General features: G+C 70.3%; 18 protein-coding genes. 15 read left to right on the top strand and 3 right to left on the bottom strand.

Annotation, left to right across the window (positions count from 1 at the left end; translation table 11 throughout):
- Window positions 1-3: 3 nt before the first annotated feature.
- Window positions 4-531 carry a GNAT family N-acetyltransferase gene (locus IE134_RS02855; RefSeq protein WP_030709384.1) on the bottom strand — a complete coding sequence of 176 codons (528 nt, stop codon included), beginning with the start codon at window positions 529-531 and terminating at the stop codon, window positions 4-6.
- 97 nt (window positions 532-628) lie between these two features.
- Between IE134_RS02855 and IE134_RS02850 the strand changes: the two genes are divergently transcribed.
- Window positions 629-1912, top strand: coding sequence for a geranylgeranyl reductase family protein (locus IE134_RS02850; protein ID WP_006126787.1), 1284 nt, complete (start codon window positions 629-631; stop codon window positions 1910-1912).
- On the opposite strand, the gene IE134_RS02845 is transcribed toward IE134_RS02850, so the two are convergent.
- Window positions 1878-2510 (bottom strand): CGNR zinc finger domain-containing protein, encoded by a 633-nt coding sequence (locus tag IE134_RS02845; RefSeq protein ID WP_030709382.1) that lies wholly within the window; start codon window positions 2508-2510, stop codon window positions 1878-1880. The genes IE134_RS02850 and IE134_RS02845 overlap by 35 nt on opposite strands.
- Before the next feature lie 96 nt (window positions 2511-2606).
- Here IE134_RS02845 and IE134_RS02840 point away from each other — a divergent pair, with 96 nt between their 5' ends.
- The 3 genes from IE134_RS02840 (at window position 2607) to IE134_RS02830 (ending at window position 5320) form a co-directional block, all read left to right on the top strand.
- A complete protein-coding gene (locus IE134_RS02840) occupies window positions 2607-3344 on the top strand; it encodes a metallophosphoesterase (protein ID WP_030709380.1) in 738 nt (245 codons plus the stop codon).
- 270 nt (window positions 3345-3614) lie between these two features.
- A complete protein-coding gene (locus IE134_RS02835; protein ID WP_164873533.1) occupies window positions 3615-3791 on the top strand; it encodes a hypothetical protein in 177 nt (58 codons plus the stop codon).
- A 335-nt stretch (window positions 3792-4126) separates the two neighbouring features.
- The gene (locus IE134_RS02830; RefSeq protein WP_189429485.1) at window positions 4127-5320 is read left to right on the top strand and encodes a Cmx/CmrA family chloramphenicol efflux MFS transporter; all 1194 of its coding nucleotides are present in this window, start codon (window positions 4127-4129) and stop codon (window positions 5318-5320) included.
- A 1-nt stretch (window position 5321) separates the two neighbouring features.
- Here the strand turns inward: IE134_RS02830 and IE134_RS02825 are convergent, their stop codons facing one another.
- Entirely contained in the window at window positions 5322-6164 is an 843-nt protein-coding gene (locus IE134_RS02825; protein ID WP_030709375.1) for a C40 family peptidase, read from the bottom strand.
- A 787-nt stretch (window positions 6165-6951) separates the two neighbouring features.
- Here IE134_RS02825 and IE134_RS02820 point away from each other — a divergent pair.
- Genes IE134_RS02820 through nuoK form a run of 11 tightly spaced genes read left to right on the top strand, consistent with a single transcriptional unit; the run spans window position 6952 to window position 17939 of the window.
- Window positions 6952-7311 (top strand): NADH-quinone oxidoreductase subunit A, encoded by a 360-nt coding sequence (locus tag IE134_RS02820; protein ID WP_030579150.1) that lies wholly within the window; start codon window positions 6952-6954, stop codon window positions 7309-7311.
- 18 nt (window positions 7312-7329) lie between these two features.
- Entirely contained in the window at window positions 7330-7884 is a 555-nt protein-coding gene (locus IE134_RS02815; RefSeq protein ID WP_010060943.1) for a NuoB/complex I 20 kDa subunit family protein, read from the top strand.
- Window positions 7881-8612, top strand: a complete 732-nt coding sequence (locus tag IE134_RS02810; protein ID WP_030709373.1) for an NADH-quinone oxidoreductase subunit C — start codon at window positions 7881-7883, stop codon at window positions 8610-8612. The genes IE134_RS02815 and IE134_RS02810 overlap by 4 nt, the downstream gene beginning before the upstream one ends.
- Window positions 8612-9934, top strand: a complete 1323-nt coding sequence (locus IE134_RS02805; RefSeq protein ID WP_030709367.1) for an NADH-quinone oxidoreductase subunit D — start codon at window positions 8612-8614, stop codon at window positions 9932-9934. Before IE134_RS02810 ends, IE134_RS02805 begins: the two co-directional genes overlap by 1 nt.
- A 29-nt stretch (window positions 9935-9963) precedes the next feature.
- Window positions 9964-10800, top strand: coding sequence for an NADH-quinone oxidoreductase subunit NuoE (nuoE, locus tag IE134_RS02800; RefSeq protein ID WP_030709365.1), 837 nt, complete (start codon window positions 9964-9966; stop codon window positions 10798-10800).
- Entirely contained in the window at window positions 10797-12179 is a 1383-nt protein-coding gene (nuoF, locus tag IE134_RS02795; RefSeq protein WP_023608518.1) for an NADH-quinone oxidoreductase subunit NuoF, read from the top strand. The genes nuoE and nuoF overlap by 4 nt, the downstream gene beginning before the upstream one ends.
- The gene (locus tag IE134_RS02790; RefSeq protein WP_030709362.1) at window positions 12176-14686 is read left to right on the top strand and encodes an NADH-quinone oxidoreductase subunit G; all 2511 of its coding nucleotides are present in this window, start codon (window positions 12176-12178) and stop codon (window positions 14684-14686) included. Before nuoF ends, IE134_RS02790 begins: the two co-directional genes overlap by 4 nt.
- Window positions 14683-16086 carry an NADH-quinone oxidoreductase subunit NuoH gene (gene nuoH / locus IE134_RS02785; RefSeq protein ID WP_189429483.1) on the top strand — a complete coding sequence of 468 codons (1404 nt, stop codon included), beginning with the start codon at window positions 14683-14685 and terminating at the stop codon, window positions 16084-16086. The genes IE134_RS02790 and nuoH overlap by 4 nt, the downstream gene beginning before the upstream one ends.
- On the top strand, window positions 16079-16777 hold the full coding sequence (gene nuoI, locus IE134_RS02780) for an NADH-quinone oxidoreductase subunit NuoI (RefSeq protein WP_044376615.1): 699 nt from the start codon (window positions 16079-16081) through the stop codon (window positions 16775-16777). Before nuoH ends, nuoI begins: the two co-directional genes overlap by 8 nt.
- The gene (locus IE134_RS02775; RefSeq protein WP_030709356.1) at window positions 16774-17643 is read left to right on the top strand and encodes an NADH-quinone oxidoreductase subunit J; all 870 of its coding nucleotides are present in this window, start codon (window positions 16774-16776) and stop codon (window positions 17641-17643) included. The genes nuoI and IE134_RS02775 overlap by 4 nt, the downstream gene beginning before the upstream one ends.
- Window positions 17640-17939 (top strand): NADH-quinone oxidoreductase subunit NuoK, encoded by a 300-nt coding sequence (gene nuoK / locus IE134_RS02770; RefSeq protein ID WP_007451729.1) that lies wholly within the window; start codon window positions 17640-17642, stop codon window positions 17937-17939. Before IE134_RS02775 ends, nuoK begins: the two co-directional genes overlap by 4 nt.
- Window positions 17940-17949 lie beyond the last annotated feature (10 nt).

Raw genomic sequence — 17949 nt, 5'->3', positions numbered from 1 at the left:
GTCTCACAACTCCAGCCGGAAGCAGACGGCCTCCTGGCCGCGCGGGGTGTCGTACGACTCGGCCCGCCGCATCCCGAGCCGCTCCGCGACCGCCATCGAACGGGCGTTACGGGAGTGGATCATCGCGACCACCTCGCCCACCCCGGCCGCCCGCACCCGCTCCAGCGTGGCGCGGGCGGCGGCGGTGGCGTACCCGCGCCCCCACGCCGTACGCCCCAGCCGCCAGCCGATCTCGATCGCCCCGACCGGCCCGTAGTGCGTGTGCGGCCACGGCTGCGCCCCGGTGAAGCCGAGGACCGTGTCCTCCTCGTCCGTGAGCGTCCACAGGCAGTAGCCGAACTCGGCGTCGTGGCGGCGCTGGCGGGCGGTGAGCTCCTCGTACACGGACAGGTCGGCCCGGCGGCCGCCGAAGAACTCCATCACCTCGGGGTCGTCGAAGACCCGGTACCAGTTCAGGGCGTCTTCGTCGGTCGGAACACGGAGGCGTACGGCGGGGGCCGAAGCGTGGGGCGTGGCAGGCGCGATCGACATGAGGGAGCCCTTCGGAGGGTTGGTTCGCAGGCCCCCATAGACTGCACGGGACATGTGCCGCGCGGCACGCGAATTCGAGTCTTCGGGAGATCCGACCGTGACCGAGCCCCTCTCCGAGCACAGCGCGGATGTCATCGTCGTCGGAGCGGGCCCTGCCGGCTCCACGACCGCGTACTACCTCGCCAAGGCCGGACTGGACGTCCTGCTGCTGGAAAAGACGGCCTTCCCCCGCGAGAAGGTCTGCGGCGACGGGCTCACGCCCCGCGCCACGAAACAGCTCGTCTCCATGGGGATCGACATCTCCGAGGAGGCGGGCTGGCTGCGCAACAAGGGCCTGCGCATCATCGGCGGCGGCGTCCGCCTCCAGCTCGACTGGCCGGACCTCGCCTCCTACCCGGACTACGGGCTGGTCCGTAAACGCGACGACTTCGACGAGCAGCTGGCCCGCCAGGCGCAGAAGGCCGGCGCCCGGCTGTACGAGCGCTGCAACGTCGGCGCCCCCATCCGCGACGAGCGCACCGGCCGCATCACCGGCGTCGAGGCGAAGATCGGCGAGGAGAAGACCCCGGTCACCTTCCACGCCCCGCTCGTCGTCGCCGCCGACGGCAACTCCACGCGCCTCTCCCTCGCGATGGGCCTGCACCGCCGCGACGACCGCCCGATGGGCGTCGCCGTCCGCACGTACTTCACCTCGCCCCGCCACGACGACGACTACCTGGAGTCCTGGCTGGAGCTGTGGGACCGGCGCGGCGCCGAGGACCGGCTGCTGCCCGGCTACGGCTGGATCTTCGGCATGGGCGACGGCACCTCCAACGTCGGCCTCGGCATCCTCAACTCCTCCTCCGCCTTCAAGGAGCTGGACTGGCGCGAGGTCCTCAAGGCCTGGTGCGCCTCGATGCCGGAGGACTGGGGCTACACCCCCGAGAACATGACGATGCCCATCCGGGGCGCCGCCCTCCCGATGGCCTTCAACCGCCAGCCGCACTACACCAAGGGCCTCCTCCTCGTCGGCGACGCGGGCGGCATGGTCAACCCGTTCAACGGCGAGGGCATCGCGTACGCCATGGAGTCCGGCCAGATCGCGGCCGACGTCATCGTCCAGGCCCACGCCCGCGCCACCCCCGCCCAGCGCGAACTGGCCCTGAACAACTACCCGAAGGTCCTCAAGGAGACCTACGGCGGCTACTACACGATGGGCCGCGCCTTCGTGAAGCTGATCGGCAACCCGAAGGTCATGAAGGTCGCCACCCAGCGCGGCCTGACCCACCCGCTGCTGATGAAGTTCACGCTCAAGATGCTCGCCAACCTGACCGACCCGCAGGGCGGCGACGCGATGGACCGCATCATCAACGGCCTGTCGAAGGTGGCGCCGAAGGCCTGATCCGGGGGGAGCCCGTCGCGCGCGCCCGCTCGTAGTGGCGGGCCACCCGCGCCCGGTTGCCGCAGGACGGCTTGCACCACTCCTGCCGGCCGTGGCTCTTGACGAAATACCGGACGCAGCGCGGCGCGCGGCAGGCGCGCAGGTGCTCGCGCTGCGGCCCGCTCAGGAAGTCCACGGCGTCGCGTGCCAGTGCCGCGACCAGCCGTACGCCCGGTTCGCCCTCGGCCGACAACAGGCCTGCCGTGGGCGGCCCTTCGGCGGGCCAGTCCAGTTGGGGAGCCACCGGCTCCCGGGCCGCGGCTTCGTTGAGCAGTCGCAGGGCCTCGTCGACGGGCAGCAGGCGGTGGGCGTCGGCCGGGCTCGGCGGGGCCGGGCTGACCACCCGCGCGAACAGGGCCCGGACGGCCCGCCGTACGTCGACGACCGCCTCTCTCAGCTCCTCGTCGAGGACCGGCTTCCCGGTGACGACGGCCAGGATGCCGGGCTGCTGCTGAAGCCAGCGACGCGCTCCCCGGACCGTGTCCAGGTCGTCGAGGACCCCGCCGTCCCCGTCGTGGCGGATGGTGCCCGCCAGTGCCATCACGGGACGCTCGGTCATCGCCTTGTCCCTCCAGGTCTCTTGAACGTCTGCGCTCTCCAGCTTAGGGTCCTAATGAAAGAAGACGAATAAGCGTTAGCCGGGGGAGTGCTGCTCATGTTGCTTGCTCAGATCAGCGATCTGCATCTGGACGGCAGCGACCGTGCCACGGACCGGGCGGACCGCGTCATGGGGTACCTGCGGGCCCTGCCCCGCCCGGTCGACGCGCTGCTGGTCACCGGGGACATCGCCGACCACGCGGCGGAGGCCGAGTACGAGGAGGCCGTACGCCTGCTGGACGCGCCGTTCCCCGTACTCGCGTGCCCCGGCAACCACGACGCCCGCCCCGCCTACCGCAAGGCGTTCCTCGGCGAGGCCCCGGACACCGCCCCCGTCAACCGGGTCCACCACATCGCCGGAACCGCCGTCCTGATGTGTGACGCGACCATTCCCGGACGGGACGAGGGGCGCCTCGACGCGGAGACGCTCGCCTGGATCGACACCACGCTCGGCGCTCTCCCGGACGGCGTCCCCGCGCTGATCGCCTTCCACCAGCCGCCCGTCGAACTCCACCACCCGCTGCCGGACGCCGGGATGCTCCAGGAGCCCGAGCGGCTCGCCGCCCTGCTCGACGCCCACCCGCGCGTCGTCGCCGTCCTCACCGGACACGCCCACACGGCCGCCGCCTCGACCTTCGCGGGCCGCCCCCTGATCGTCGGCCCCGCCGTCACCTGGACCCTGCGCCTGCCCTGGGAGGGCGACCGGCCGGCCGACCGGGACCAGCCGCCCGGCCTGGCGTTTCACATCCTGGGCGAGGACCGGCGGCTGACCACCCACTTCCGTGTCGTCCTCTGACACCACCGGACGACACCCGAACCCGGCCCTCCGCATCACGCCGGGAGTTAATCCTCAGCCCCACGGGTGATCGTGTGCGATGATTTGCGCGCCTGCCGGACCCTATCGGTGGCCCGGGCCGGCCCACGCCCGCCCCCGCCCACCCGTGGCGGCACGCGGTGCGTGCCACCTCTTTGACGCACCCTCATATCGCATCCTCTTATCGAACGCAGGCCGGCGGGGCACGGAACAAGCCGCTACAGCGCTGCTCGACCCCAAGGACAGACAGCCATGACCACCGCTTCCCTGCCCCAGCACCAGGACCTCTTCCTGGAGCCCCGCTTCGCCGTGGACCTGACCGCGCCGGACGACGACGAGGACTTCGACGCCGCGTACGACGCGCTCCCCGCGCCCACCACCTCGGCCCGGGAGCAGGAGCGGCCCAACCGCCGCCCCCGCCGCCGGTAAGCTCTCACCCATGGCCAGCCCCGAGTCGGACAGACTCCGGCCACCGGTGCGCCGGTGGCCGTGTCCGTGCTGAGCTCCACCGACTGACCCCTCCCGGGTCACCGGTCCCTCCGTCACGGTTCCACGCCCGCCGGATCACCGCGGGTACGGGCCGTTCCCTCTCGCGTACGCGCTGAAGCACCGCCGTACGCGGGATTCGTGCCACCGGCCGATCACCGCCGGGCACGCCTTCGCGCCGCCCCGCCGGACCTCCGGCGCGGCCGTCCGCGCGGCCCGTATCCCCGCACCCCGTCTGTCTGTCCACCCGACGGTTCCGTCCAAGGGGCTACTCACCCATGCCATTCGCCGTTTACGTCCTCGGGCTCGCGGTCTTCGCCCAGGGCACCTCCGAGTTCATGCTGTCCGGGCTTCTCTCCGGCATCGCCGCCGACCTCGGCGTCTCCCTCTCCGCCGCCGGCCTCCTCACCTCCGCGTTCGCCGTCGGCATGGTCGTCGGCGCACCCGTCATGGCGCTGGCCGGCCGCACCTGGCCGCGCCGCCGCGCGCTGCTCCTCTTCCTCGCGGTGTTCGTCGCCGTCCACGCCGTCGGCGCTCTCACTCCCAGCTACGGGGTGCTCCTCGCGACCCGCTTCGTCGGGGCCCTCGCCAACGCGGGGTTCTGGGCGGTCGCGCTGAGCACCGCCGTCGCGATGGTCCCCGACCGGCTGAAGGGCCGGGCCGCCGCCGTGGTGGTCGGCGGCGTGACGGTCGCCTGCGTGGTGGGCGTACCGGCCGGTGCGGTGCTGGGGGAGCGGTGGGGGTGGCGGTCGGCCTTCTGGGCGGTCGCGATCGTCTCGCTGCCCGCCTTCCTCGCGGTCCTGCGCAGCATCCCGGGCGGCCGGAGCGCTACGGACGAGGGTGCCGCCTCCGTCTCCGTACGGGACGAACTGCGGGTCCTGACCGGTCCCCGGCTGCGGCCGGTCCTGCTCACGATGGCCCTGGTGCAGGGGGCGACCTTCTGCACGTTCTCCTATCTGGAGCCGCTCCTCACCCGGGAGTCGGGCCTTGGCGCGGGGTGGGTGCCGGTGGCGCTGGCGCTCTTCGGGGCGGGGGCGTTCGCCGGGGTCACGGTGGCCGGCCGGTACGCGGACGCCCACCCGGTCGCCGTCGTCGCCACGGGCATGGCCGCTCTCACCGTCGGCTGGTCGGCGCTGGCGCTGACGGCGGGCAGCCCGGTGCTCGCCCTGGCCCTGGTCCCGCTGCTGGGCCTGCTCGCCTTCGGTACGGGCACCGCCCTGATCACTCGGGTCCTGAGCCTCGCCCCCGGGGCCCCGACGCTGGCCGGCGCCTCCTCGACGACCGCGTTCAACCTGGGGGCGACGGTGGGCCCGTGGGCGGGCGGCCTGGCCCTGGGCGCGGGGTTCGGCTACCGGGCGCCGGTCGGGGTGAGCGCCCTGCTGATGGTGGCGGCGGTGCTCGTCACCGCGACCACGGCGAAGAGCCGCCGTCCCCGAGCGGGGGAACGGCGGCTCTCAGGGACCCGCTTGTGAATCAGAGAACGCGGACCGCGCCGGTCGGCCGGTCGTAGTCCATGGAGCGCTGCACCGTGCCGGTGCTGGAGTTCTGCGCACCGACGAACTCGCCGCCACCGACGTAGATCGCCACGTGGTACGCGCTGCCCGCGCCGCCCCAGTACAGGATGTCGCCGGGCTGGAGGTTGTCCAGGGAGACCTGGGTGCCGGCCGTCGACTGGGACTGGGAGACGCGCGGCAGGTCGATGCCCGCCGTGCGGTAGGCGGCCTGGACGAGGCCCGAGCAGTCCCACGCGTTCGGGCCGGTGCCGCCGGAGACGTACGCGTCGCCGACCTGGGCCTTGGCGAACGCCACGATGGAGGCGGCGGAACCACTCACGTTCGAGGAGGAGGAGGACGGGGCGGAGGCGGAGCTGCCGGAGTCCGAGGAGCCGGAGGAGGCGCTGAGCGTCGTGCGCTCGGAGGTCCGGGAGGCGCGCTCGGCGCGCTCCTCGGCCTCCGCCTCGGCCTTCGCGGCGGCTTCGGCCTTCTTCTTGGCCTCGGCCTTGCGCACAGCCTCGGCGTGGGCCTTCTTGGCCGCCTTCGCGGCCTTCTCGGCGGCGGCGTCCTCGCTGGCCTGCGTCTCCAGGTCGAGGGCGACCTGCTGCGTGGCCTGAGCGGAGGCGGCGACAGCGGTGGAGAGGCCGTCCGTGATCGTGGGCATCTCGATCGTCTGGGTCACCGGCTCGGCCTGGGCCGGACCGGCGGCACCCGCGACCGCGATGGTGCTGAGGAAGCCACCGGCAACTCCGGCCCGCAGTGCCGACTTCGAGGCGCGCTGACGGGGCTTCCGGTGGCTGGGTATGTGAGCGGTGTGGGACATGGGTACTAGCGCTATCAGGGCTGTAGGGGTCCCATCAAGAAACGTGTGTTGCGACACAGTTACGTTCGGAATCTCCGAATCCGCTTTCTGAGGGCCTTTATTGACGCCGTAACGGGCAAAACGGGCAGTCGCGATCAGGCCCGTGATCACTGCCTTTCGGCAATACGCCCGAATTGCCCGTCGCTTACCATCCGTTCACACCGATGGCCAAGCCCGGTTTCCTGGTGCCGGAGGGCGAGTGGCGCAGGTCACAGTGCGAGGGTGCCGAGCCAGGCAACCCTCGCGCCCGCGATGCGCGTGGGCGGGTCGCCCGGGGCGGGCGACCGTCGGACCCCCTCCGCCTCGGGAATCGCCCCTTCCGGAACTTCGTGAATGCGCGCACATGTCCCCTTCGGTCCCGGTCACCCCTCGTCCGGGTGAGCACCGAAGTCGACCGGGTCCCTTATCACCCTCGGGCAGTCCATCGCCAATTTGCTTGTACAGCCCTTCCATTGATAGCGCGGCACGCCTTTGGCCAGCGGTAACACCATCGAATGTCACGTCTCGTGATCACTCGGCCGCTTCGCGTACGAAGATCACCGCTCATACGACTTCATGATCCTTCGTCAGGTGGTGGAGATCACAAAGTCGTTGTCGTACCCCGTGTCGCAGATCACAGGGGACCGGGCATAGGATGCGGGGCAGTCGGGCTTGTGAACTGCCTCACATGTGCACGATCTTGGTGAGGTGGCGAGCCGGTCGCCCGATGCGGTCCAAAGGTCAAGGACGACTGGAAGGAGCGAGGAGCGTGAATGCCTACGCGCCCATCCTCGTGCTCGGCGCCCTCGGGGCAGGGTTTGCGATCTTCTCCGTGGTCATGGCCACGCTTATCGGCCCCAAGCGCTACAACCGGGCAAAGCTCGAAGCGTACGAGTGCGGTATCGAACCCACCCCGACTCCGGTCGGAGGCGGCCGTTTTCCCATCAAGTACTACCTGACGGCGATGCTTTTCATCGTCTTCGACATCGAGATCGTCTTCCTCTATCCCTGGGCGGTCTCCTTCGACGCCCTGGGGATCTTCGGGCTCGTGGAGATGCTGCTCTTCGTGCTCACCGTCTTCGTCGCCTACGCGTATGTGTGGCGTCGCGGCGGCCTGGAATGGGACTGAGGGGCTGAGGGGCACACCATGGGACTCGAAGAGAAACTGCCGAGCGGCTTCGTTCTGACCACGGTCGAGCAGGCCGCGGGCTGGGTGCGGAAGGCCTCCGTCTTCCCGGCCACGTTCGGACTGGCCTGCTGCGCCATCGAGATGATGACGACCGGCGCGGGCCGCTACGACCTGGCCCGGTTCGGAATGGAGGTCTTCCGCGGGTCGCCGCGCCAGGCGGACCTGATGATCGTCGCGGGCCGGGTGAGCCAGAAGATGGCGCCCGTCCTGCGGCAGGTCTACGACCAGATGCCGAATCCCAAGTGGGTCATCTCCATGGGAGTTTGCGCGTCATCTGGCGGTATGTTCAACAATTACGCCATTGTGCAGGGTGTTGATCACATTGTCCCGGTGGATATCTATTTGCCGGGTTGTCCGCCCCGCCCCGAGATGCTGCTGGACGCCATCCTCAAGCTCCACCAGAAGATCCAGGGCTCCAAGCTCGGGGTCAACGCGGAGGAGGCCGCCCGCGAGGCGGAGGAAGCGGCCCTCAAGGCACTGCCCCTGATCGAGATGAAGGGGCTGCTGCGGTGACCGAGAACCCCAACGCCAACGGCGACGAGCACAACGCCAACGCCGTACCGGCGCCGCGCGACACCGGCGGCGAGGTCATCCGCGTCCGCAAGGGCATGTTCGGCGCGAACAACGGCGGCGACACCTCCGGCTACGGCGGCCTCATCCGCACCGTCACCCTGCCGGGAGCCGCCTCCCGGCCCTACGGCGGCTGGTTCGACGAGGTGGCCGACGAGCTCGAAGGGGCCCTGGAGGAGCAGGACCTGCTCCCCGCCAACGCCATCGAGAAGACCGTCGTCGACCGCGACGAGCTGACCTTCCACATCGCCCGCGAACACCTGGTCCAGGTCGCCCGCACCCTGCGCGACGACCCCGCCCTGCGCTTCGAGCTCTGCACGGGCGTCAGCGGCGTCCACTTCCTGGGCGACAAGGGCCGCGAGCTGCACGCCGTCTACCACCTGCGCTCGCTCACCCACGGCCGGATCATCCGGCTGGAGGTGTCCGCCCCGGACAGCGACCCGCACATCCCGTCGCTCGTCGCGGTCTACCCGACCAACGACTGGCACGAGCGCGAGGCGTACGACTTCTTCGGGCTCATCTTCGACGGGCACCCCGCCCTGACCCGGATCATGATGCCGGACGACTGGCAGGGCTTCCCGCAGCGCAAGGACTACCCGCTCGGCGGCATCGCCGTCGAGTACAAGGGCGCCCAGATCCCGGCTCCGGACCAGCGGAGGTCGTACTCCTGATGACCACTCCCCACGCGACACCCCGAGCGACTACCGAGGGGACCGTATATACGGTCACCGGCGGCGACTGGGACGAGGTCGTCGAGTCCGCGGTGAAGTCCGACGACGAACGCATCATCGTCAACATGGGCCCCCAGCACCCGTCCACGCACGGTGTGCTCCGCCTCATCCTGGAGATCGACGGCGAGACCGTCACCGAGGCCCGCTGCGGCATCGGCTATCTCCACACCGGCATCGAGAAGAACCTCGAATTCCGCAACTGGACACAGGGCACCACCTTCGTCACGCGCATGGACTACCTGACGCCGTTCTTCAACGAGACGGCGTACTGCCTGGGCGTCGAGAAGCTCCTCGGCATCGAGGACCAGATCCCCGACCGGGCCACCGTCCTGCGCGTGCTGCTGATGGAGCTCAACCGGCTCTCCTCGCACCTGGTCTGCATCGCCACCGGCGGCATGGAGCTCGGCGCGACCACGATCATGATCTACGGCTTCCGCGATCGTGAACTGGTTCTCGACCTCTTCGAGCTGTTCACCGGACTGCGCATGAACCACGCGTTTGTCCGCCCCGGCGGCCTCGCCCAGGACCTGCCCCCGGGCGCGGTCGACCAGCTGCGCGAGTTCATCAAGACCATGAAGAAGAACCTGCCGGAGTACGACAAGCTCGCCACCGGCAACCCCATCTTCAAGGCCCGGATGCAGGACGTCGGCTACCTCGACCTCACCGGCTGCATGGCGCTAGGCGCCACCGGCCCGGTGCTGCGCTCCGCCGGCCTCCCGCACGACCTGCGCAAGACCGACCCGTACTGCGGCTACGAGACCTACGACTTCGAGGTCCCCACCGCCGACACCTGCGACTCCTACGGACGCTTCCTCATCCGGCTGGAGGAGATGCGCCAGTCGCTGCGGATCATCGAGCAGTGCATCGAGCGCCTGGAGCCCGGGCCGGTCATGGTCGCCGACAAGAAGATCGCCTGGCCCGCCCAGCTCGCGCTCGGCGCCGACGGTCTCGGCAACTCGCTCGACCACATCCGGAACATCATGGGCACCTCCATGGAAGCCCTGATCCACCACTTCAAGCTGGTGACCGAGGGATTCCGGGTCCCCGCCGGACAGACGTACACCGCCGTCGAGTCCCCCAAGGGCGAACTCGGCGTGCACGTCGTCTCCGACGGCGGCACCCGCCCCTACCGGGTCCACTTCCGCGACCCGTCCTTCACCAACCTGCAGGCCATGGCGGCGATGTGCGAAGGCGGCCAGGTCGCCGACGTCATCGTCGCCGTCGCGTCCATCGACCCCGTGATGGGAGGCGTCGACCGGTGACCACCTCACGCCAAGACGTCAGTCTGGGGATGCCGCAGCTCCCCGCCACCCCCTACCCGGCCGAGGTACGCGCCCGGCTCGACGCGGACGCCGAGGAGGTGCTCGCCCGCTACCCCGGCAGCCGCTCCGCCCTGCTGCCGCTGCTGCACCTCGTGCAGTCCGAGGAGGGATACGTCTCCCGTACGGGCATCGCCTTCTGCGCCGAGACGCTCGACCTCACCACCGCCGAGGTCACCGCCGTCTCCACCTTCTACTCCATGTACCGGCGCAGGCCGAGCGGCGACTACCAGGTCGGCGTCTGCACCAACACCCTGTGCGCGGTCATGGGCGGTGACGCCATCTTCGACACGCTCAAGGAGCACCTCGGGGTCGGCAACAACGAGACCACCGAGGACGGCAAGGTCACCCTCGAACACATCGAGTGCAACGCCGCCTGCGACTTCGCGCCCGTCGTGATGGTCAACTGGGAGTTCTTCGACAACCAGACGCCGGAGAGCGCCACGCAGCTCGTCGACGACCTGATCGCCGGCCGGACCGTCGAGCCGACCCGGGGCGCCCCCCTCTGCTCGTACAAGGACACCGCCCGCATCCTCGCCGGCTTCCCCGACGAGCGCCCCGGCGCCGTCGAGGCGACCGGCGGCGCGGGCCCCGCCTCCCTGATCGGGCTGAAGCTCGCCAAGGGCGAGGCGCTTCCCAAGGCGCGCGTGGTCTCCCCGCGCGCCGGACAGCCCCAGGACGGGCCGCCGGACGCGCAGGTCCACGACCCGTCGCCGACCGAGCGGCTCAGCTCGCACGACGCACCGCAGCAGACCTCGGCCTCCGACCCGGAGCACCCGGCCGGGCCCGCAGCCGAGGAGGGGGAGTGATGACCTTGGCCGCCGAGATCGACCACAACGGGACGAGCCCCGAGAAGCTGCTCGCCCCCGTCCTCTCCTCCTTCTGGGACCAGCCCGAGTCCTGGACGCTGGACACCTACCGCCGCCACGAGGGCTACGAAGGGCTGCGCAAAGCGCTGGCCATGGCGCCCGACGATCTCATCGCGTACGTCAAGGACTCCGGTCTGCGCGGCCGTGGTGGCGCGGGGTTCCCCACTGGGATGAAGTGGCAGTTCATCCCGCAGGGCGATGGCAAACCGCACTATCTAGTTGTCAACGCCGACGAGTCGGAGCCGGGGACCTGCAAGGACATCCCGCTCCTCTTCGCGAACCCGCACAGCCTCATCGAGGGCATCGTGATCGCCTGTTACGCGATCCGTTCTTCGCATGCGTTCATCTACCTGCGCGGTGAGGTCGTCCCCGTGCTGCGACGACTGCACGAGGCCGTACGAGAGGCGTACGAGGCGGGTTATCTGGGGACGAACATCCTGGGTTCAGGACTCGATCTGGAACTCACGGTGCACGCGGGTGCGGGTGCGTACATCTGTGGTGAGGAAACCGCGCTGCTCGACTCTCTCGAAGGACGGCGTGGCCAGCCCCGGCTGCGGCCCCCCTTCCCTGCGGTCGCCGGTCTGTACGCCTGTCCCACTGTGGTGAACAACGTCGAGTCCATCGCGTCGGTTCCCGCGATTTTGAACAAGGGCAAGGACTGGTTCAAGTCGATGGGCAGCGAGAAGTCCCCGGGCTTCACGCTCTACTCGCTCAGCGGCCATGTCACCAGCCCCGGCCAGTACGAGGCCCCGCTCGGTATCACGCTCCGCCAGCTCCTCGACATGAGCGGCGGCATGCGGGCCGGGCACCGGCTGAAGTTCTGGACGCCGGGCGGCTCCTCCACCCCGATGTTCACCGAGGAGCACCTCGACGTCCCCCTCGACTACGAGGGCGTCGGCGCCGCCGGATCCATGCTCGGCACCAAGGCGCTCCAGTGCTTCGACGAGACGACCTGCGTCGTGCGGGCCGTCACCCGCTGGACCGAGTTCTACGCCCACGAGTCCTGCGGCAAGTGCACGCCCTGCCGCGAAGGGACCTACTGGCTGGTCCAGTTGCTCCGCGACATCGAGGCCGGCAAGGGCGAGATGGCCGACCTCGACAAGCTCAACGACATCGCCGACAACATCAACGGCAAGTCGTTCTGCGCGCTCGGCGACGGCGCGGCCTCGCCGATCTTCTCCTCGCTGAAGTACTTCCGCGAGGAGTACGAGCAGCACATCACCGGCAAGGGCTGCCCCTTCGACCCCGCCCGGTCCACGGCCTGGGCCGACGACAAGAACACCGACGGCAAGAACGCTCACCGGGGGGTGAACGCATGACAGTCACCACGAGTGCGCCCTCCGGGGGCGGCGAGGCGGCGGTTCCGCCCGAGGACCTGGTCACGCTGACCATCGACGGCATCGAGATCAGCGTCCCCAAGGGGACCCTGGTGATCCGGGCCGCCGAACTCCTCGGTATCGAGATCCCGCGCTTCTGCGACCACCCGCTCCTCGACCCGGCCGGCGCCTGCCGCCAGTGCATCGTCGAGGTCGAGGGCCAGCGCAAGCCGATGGCCTCCTGCACCATCACCTGCACCGACGGCATGGTCGTCAAGTCGCAGATCACCTCTCCTGTCGCCGAGAAGGCGCAGAAGGGCGTGATGGAGCTGCTGCTGATCAACCACCCGCTGGACTGCCCCGTCTGCGACAAGGGCGGCGAGTGCCCGCTCCAGAACCAGGCGATGTCGCACGGCGGCGCCGACTCCCGGTTCGAGGGAAAGAAGCGGACCTTCGAGAAGCCCGTCCCGATCTCCACCCAGGTGCTGCTGGACCGTGAGCGGTGCGTGCTCTGCGCGCGCTGCACCCGGTTCTCCAACCAGGTGGCGGGCGACCCGATGATCGAGCTGATCGAGCGCGGCGCGCTCCAGCAGGTCGGCACCGGCGAGGGCGACCCCTTCGAGTCGTACTTCTCCGGCAACACCATCCAGATCTGCCCGGTCGGCGCGCTCACCTCGGCGGCGTACCGGTTCCGCTCCCGCCCCTTCGACCTGGTCTCCACGCCCTCGGTGTGCGAGCAGTGCTCGGGCGGCTGCTCCACCCGGACCGACCACCGGCGCGGCAAGGTCATGCGCCGCCTCGCGGCCAACGAGCCCGAGGTCAACGAGGAGTGGATCTGCGACAAGGGGAGGTTCGGCTTCCGCTACGCCCAGCAGCGCGACCGCCTCACCACCCCGCTGGTCCGCAACGCCGACGGCGAACTGGAACCGGCGAGCTGGCCCGAGGCGCTGGAAGCCGCGGCGGCCGGACTCCTCGCCGCCCGCGGCCGCACCGGTGTCCTGACCGGCGGCCGGCTGACCGTCGAGGACGCCTACGCGTACAGCAAGTTCGCCCGGGTCGCCCTCGACACCAACGACATCGACTTCCGCTCCCGCGTCCACAGCGCCGAGGAGGCCGACTTCCTGGCCGCCCGCGTCGCCGGACGCGGCCGGGACCTCGACGGCGAAGGCGTCACGTACACCGCGCTGGAGAAGGCGCCCGCGGTCCTGCTCGTCGGGTTCGAGTCCGAGGAGGAGGCCCCCGGCGTCTTCCTCAGGCTGCGCAAGGCCCACCGCAAGAGCGGCCAGAAGACCTTCGCGCTCGCCTCGCACGCCACCCGGGGCCTGGTGAAGGCGGGCGGCACCCTGCTGCCCGCCGCCCCCGGCACCGAGACCGAGTGGCTGGACGCGCTCGCGGGCGGCGTCGGCCTGGAGGCCGAAGGGGCCGCGGCGGCCGAGGCGTTGCGCGGTGAGCACGCGCTGATCATCGTCGGCGAGCGGCTCGCGGGCGTGCCCGGCGCACTGTCCGCCGCGATCCGCACCGCCACCGCCACCGGCGCACGCCTGGTGTGGATTCCGCGCCGGGCGGGCGACCGGGGCGCGATCGAGGCCGGCGCGCTCCCCTCGCTGCTGCCCGGCGGCCGCCCGGCCACCGACCCGCGCGCCCGCGACGAGGTCGCGGAGCTGTGGCGGCTGGCCGAACTGCCCTCCCGGCACGGCCGCGACACCGGTCAGATCGTCGAGGCCGCGGCCACCGGCGAACTGGGCGCGCTGCTCGTCGCCGGGGTCGGCGTCGAGGACCTGCCCGACCCGAACCGCGCCATCCAGGCGCTGAACGAGGTCGGCTTCCTGGTCTCCCTGGAGCTGCGGCCGAGCGCGGTCACCGCCCGGGCGGACGTGGTCTTCCCGGTCGCCGCCGTCGCGGAGAAGTCCGGCACCTTCCTCAACTGGGAGGGCCGGGTCCGGATGTTCCAGGCGGCGCTGAAGCCCGAGCAGATGTCCCGGACGCTCGCGCCGACCGACTCCCGGGTGCTGCACATGCTGGCCGACGCCATGGACGTGCACTTCGCGCTCCCGGACCTGACCGCCGCCCGCCGCGAGCTGGACCGGCTCGGCGGCTGGGAGGGCGGCCACGCGGACGACCCGCGCGAGGGTGCGCAGCCGCTGCCCCGGCCCGGCGACGGCGAGGCGGTCCTCGCGGGCCACCGCATGCTGCTCGACCTCGGCCGGCTCCAGGAGGGCGACACCGCGCTCGCCGGGACCCGGCACGCGGCCGTCGCCCGGCTCTCGGCGGTCACCGCCGCCGAGACCGGCGTCAAGGACGGCGACCTGCTCGCCGTCACCGGACCCGCCGGCACCGTCGAACTGCCCCTCCAGGTCACCGACATGCCGGACCGGGTGGTCTGGGTGCCGCTGAACTCGGTGGGACGCGGCATCCCCGCCGACACCGGCGTGAACCCGGGCGGCCTGGTGCGGATCGGCCCCGCCGCCGCACCGGGCGCTCCCGTCGAACCATCGGAGGTACGAGCGTGACTGGCCTCGCCGCACTCACGACGGCGCCCGAGGGCGTCGTCCTCGCCGCCGAGGATCTCTCGATGTTCGGCACCGACCCCTGGTGGCTCGTCGTCATCAAGGCGGTCTTCTGCTTCGCGTTCCTGATGGTGACCGTGCTGTTCTCCATCGTGTGGGAGCGCAAGGTCGTCGCCTGGATGCAGCTGCGCGTCGGCCCCAACCGCAACGGCCCCTGGGGCATGCTCCAGTCGCTCGCCGACGGCATCAAGCTGATGCTGAAGGAAGACGTCATCGTCAAGCGGGCCGACAAGGTCGTCTACATCCTGGCGCCGATCGTCGCGGCGATCCCGGCGTTCATGGCGATCGCGGTCATCCCGTTCGGCCCCGCCAACAACCAGGTATCGATCTTCGGCCACCGCACGACGATGCAGCTCACCGACCTGCCGATCGCGATGCTCTACATCCTCGCGGTCGCCTCGGTCGGCATCTACGGCCTCGTCCTCGCGGGCTGGTCCTCCGGATCGACGTACCCGCTCCTCGGCGGTCTGCGCTCCTGCGCCCAGATGATCAGCTACGAGATCGCGATGGGCGCCGCGTTCGCCTCGGTGTTCCTCTACTCCGGGTCGATGTCGACCTCGGCGATCGTGGAGGCGCAGGCGGACCGGTGGTTCGTCATCCTGCTGCCGGTCTCCTTCATCATCTACATCATCACGATGGTCGGGGAGACGAACCGGGCGCCGTTCGACATGCCGGAGTCCGAGGGCGACCTCGTCGGCGGGTTCAACACCGAGTACTCCTCGATCAAGTTCGCGATGTTCATGCTCGCCGAGTACGTCAACATGGTCACCGTCTCCGCGGTCTCCGTGACCCTCTTCCTCGGCGGCTGGCGGGCTCCGTACCCGGTCAGCACCTTCTGGGAGGGCGCGAACCAGGGCTGGTGGCCGATGCTCTGGTTCGTCCTGAAGGTCCAGCTGCTGCTGTTCTTCTTCATCTGGCTGCGCGGCACCCTGCCCCGGGTCCGCTACGACCAGCTGATGAAGCTCGGCTGGAAGGTCCTCATCCCGGTCTCCGTGGTCTGGCTGATGCTCGTCGCCACCGTCCGCGCCCTGCGCAACGAGGGTTACGACTTCTCCCGGATCGTGCTGTACGTCGGTGCGGCGGTGATCGCGATCCTGCTGATCTCCTTCGTCGTCGACATGTTCCGCGACCGGAAGAGGCGGACCGAGACGGAAGCGGCCGGACCCGAGCCCGCCTTCGACCCGATGGCGGGCGGGTTCCCGGTGCCTCCGCTGCCCGGACAGAGCCTGCCGCCGGTGCCCAGGCGCACTCCACGACGTGAGCGGGAGCTCGTTGTCAGTGGTGGACCGGATACTCAGAGTGACGGAAACGCGAGTGACGGAAAGGAGGCCGGCGGTGTCTGAGAAACCAGAGCTCACGGGCTCATCGGGATCCGCTGGGTCCTCGGGCCGGGCGGACGAGCCGGGGGAGAAGTTCCAGAACCCGGTGGCCGGCTTCGGCGTGACCTTCAAGGCCATGTTCAAGAAGCGGCTCACCGAACAGTATCCGGAGACGCCGAAGGTGACGGCGCCCCGCTTCCACGGCCGCCACCAGCTCAACCGCCACCCGGACGGCCTGGAGAAGTGCGTCGGCTGCGAGCTGTGCGCCTGGGCGTGTCCCGCCGACGCGATCTACGTGGAGGGCGCGGACAACACCGAGGAGGAGCGCTACTCCCCGGGCGAGCGCTACGGCCGCGTCTACCAGATCAACTACGCGCGCTGCATCCTCTGCGGACTCTGCATCGAGGCCTGCCCCACCCGGGCGCTGACGATGACGAACGAGTTCGAGCTGGCCAACACCACCCGCGAGAGCCTCATCTACACCAAGGACGAGCTGCTCGCGGGGCTGCAGGAGGGCATGGTCGACAGCCCGCACGCGATCTTCCCCGGCATGGACGAACAGGACTACTACCGGGGCGTGGTCACCGAGGCCGCCCCCGGTACGGTCCGGCAGACGGCCGTGTCCAAGGGCGAGGGCGACAAGCCCGACGAGGACCCCATCGAGTCCACCCGGGCCGCCGACGCCACCCGGCACGACAAGGGGGTGGGCGCGTGAACGCCCTGGCCGCAGCCACCACCACCTCCACCGGCGAGGCCGTCCAGTTCTGGATCCTGGGCACCGTCGCCGTGATCGGCGCGCTCTCCACGGTCCTGCTGAAGAGGGCCGTGCACAGCGCGCTCTCCCTCGCCGGCACGATGATCGTCCTCGCGGTGTTCTACCTCGCCAACGGGGCCTATTTCCTCGGCGTCGTCCAGATCGTCGTCTACACCGGCGCGATCATGATGCTGTTCCTCTTCGTCGTCATGCTCGTCGGCGTCACCGCGGCGGACTCCCTCAAGGAGACCCTCAAGGGGCAGCGCTGGATGGCCGCCGGATGCGCCCTCGGCTTCGGCATCCTGCTGATCGCGGGCATCGGCAACGCCTCGCTCTCCACGTTCAACGGGCTCGGCGCGGCCAATGCCCGGCACGGCGGCAACGTCGAGGGACTCGCCAACCTCATCTTCACCAAGTACGTCTTCGCCTTCGAGATCACCGGCGCCCTGCTGATCACGGCGACGGTCGGCGCGATGGTGCTCACCCACCGCGAGCGCACCGAACGGGCCAAGACCCAGCGGGAGCTGGCCGAGCAGCGCGTCCGCGAGGGCAAGCACCTCCCGCCGCTCCCCGCCCCCGGCGTCTACGCCCGGCACAACGCGGTGGACATCCCCGGCCTGCTCCCCGACGGCACGCCGTCCGACCTCACGGTCATGCAGACGCTGCGGGAGCGCGGTCAGATCCGGGACGTCTCGCAGAAGTCCCTCGCCGATCTCAAGGCCCTGGAGCAGCGCTCCGGGGAGCGGCTCGGACGTGAGGACGCGGACGCCACGACACGCGGAGCGGAACCCGCGTCCGCGGCGGAGAATTCGGAGGCCGCCAAGTGAACCCGGTCAACTACCTCTACCTCGCGGCCCTGCTGTTCGCGATCGGCGCCTCCGGGGTGCTGATCCGGCGGAACGCGATCGTGGTGTTCATGTGCGTCGAGCTGATGCTCAACGCCTGCAATCTGGCGCTCGTCACGTTCTCCCGGATGCACGGCAACCTCGACGGGCAGATCGTCGCGTTCTTCACGATGGTCGTCGCCGCCGCGGAAGTCGTCGTCGGGCTCGCGATCATCGTGTCGTTGTTCCGCTCCCGCCACTCGGCCTCGGTCGACGACGCCAGCCTGATGAAGCTGTAAGGGGTCGGAA

Origin of the sequence: Streptomyces rubiginosohelvolus, assembly GCF_014649875.1 — a bacterium.
In the GTDB taxonomy this organism is placed as follows: Bacteria; Actinomycetota; Actinomycetes; order Streptomycetales; family Streptomycetaceae; genus Streptomyces; species Streptomyces rubiginosohelvolus.
The sequence above is the reverse complement of the archived record's forward strand: the minus strand, read 5'-3'. Positions and strand labels throughout refer to the sequence as shown.

What these genes read in the sequence shown, in the direction of transcription:
- IE134_RS02855 (WP_030709384.1), bottom strand. Translation starts at nt 531, where the DNA reads ATGTCGATCGCGCCTGCCACGCCCCACGCTTCGGCCCCCGCCGTACGC.
- IE134_RS02845 (WP_030709382.1), bottom strand. Translation starts at nt 2,510, where the DNA reads ATGACCGAGCGTCCCGTGATGGCACTGGCGGGCACCATCCGCCACGAC.
- IE134_RS02840 (WP_030709380.1), top strand. Translation starts at nt 2,607, where the DNA reads ATGTTGCTTGCTCAGATCAGCGATCTGCATCTGGACGGCAGCGACCGT.
- IE134_RS02835 (WP_164873533.1), top strand. Translation starts at nt 3,615, where the DNA reads ATGACCACCGCTTCCCTGCCCCAGCACCAGGACCTCTTCCTGGAGCCC.
- IE134_RS02830 (WP_189429485.1), top strand. Translation starts at nt 4,127, where the DNA reads ATGCCATTCGCCGTTTACGTCCTCGGGCTCGCGGTCTTCGCCCAGGGC.
- IE134_RS02825 (WP_030709375.1), bottom strand. Translation starts at nt 6,164, where the DNA reads ATGTCCCACACCGCTCACATACCCAGCCACCGGAAGCCCCGTCAGCGC.
- IE134_RS02815 (WP_010060943.1), top strand. Translation starts at nt 7,330, where the DNA reads ATGGGACTCGAAGAGAAACTGCCGAGCGGCTTCGTTCTGACCACGGTC.
- IE134_RS02805 (WP_030709367.1), top strand. Translation starts at nt 8,612, where the DNA reads ATGACCACTCCCCACGCGACACCCCGAGCGACTACCGAGGGGACCGTA.
- nuoE (WP_030709365.1), top strand. Translation starts at nt 9,964, where the DNA reads ATGCCGCAGCTCCCCGCCACCCCCTACCCGGCCGAGGTACGCGCCCGG.
- IE134_RS02790 (WP_030709362.1), top strand. Translation starts at nt 12,176, where the DNA reads ATGACAGTCACCACGAGTGCGCCCTCCGGGGGCGGCGAGGCGGCGGTT.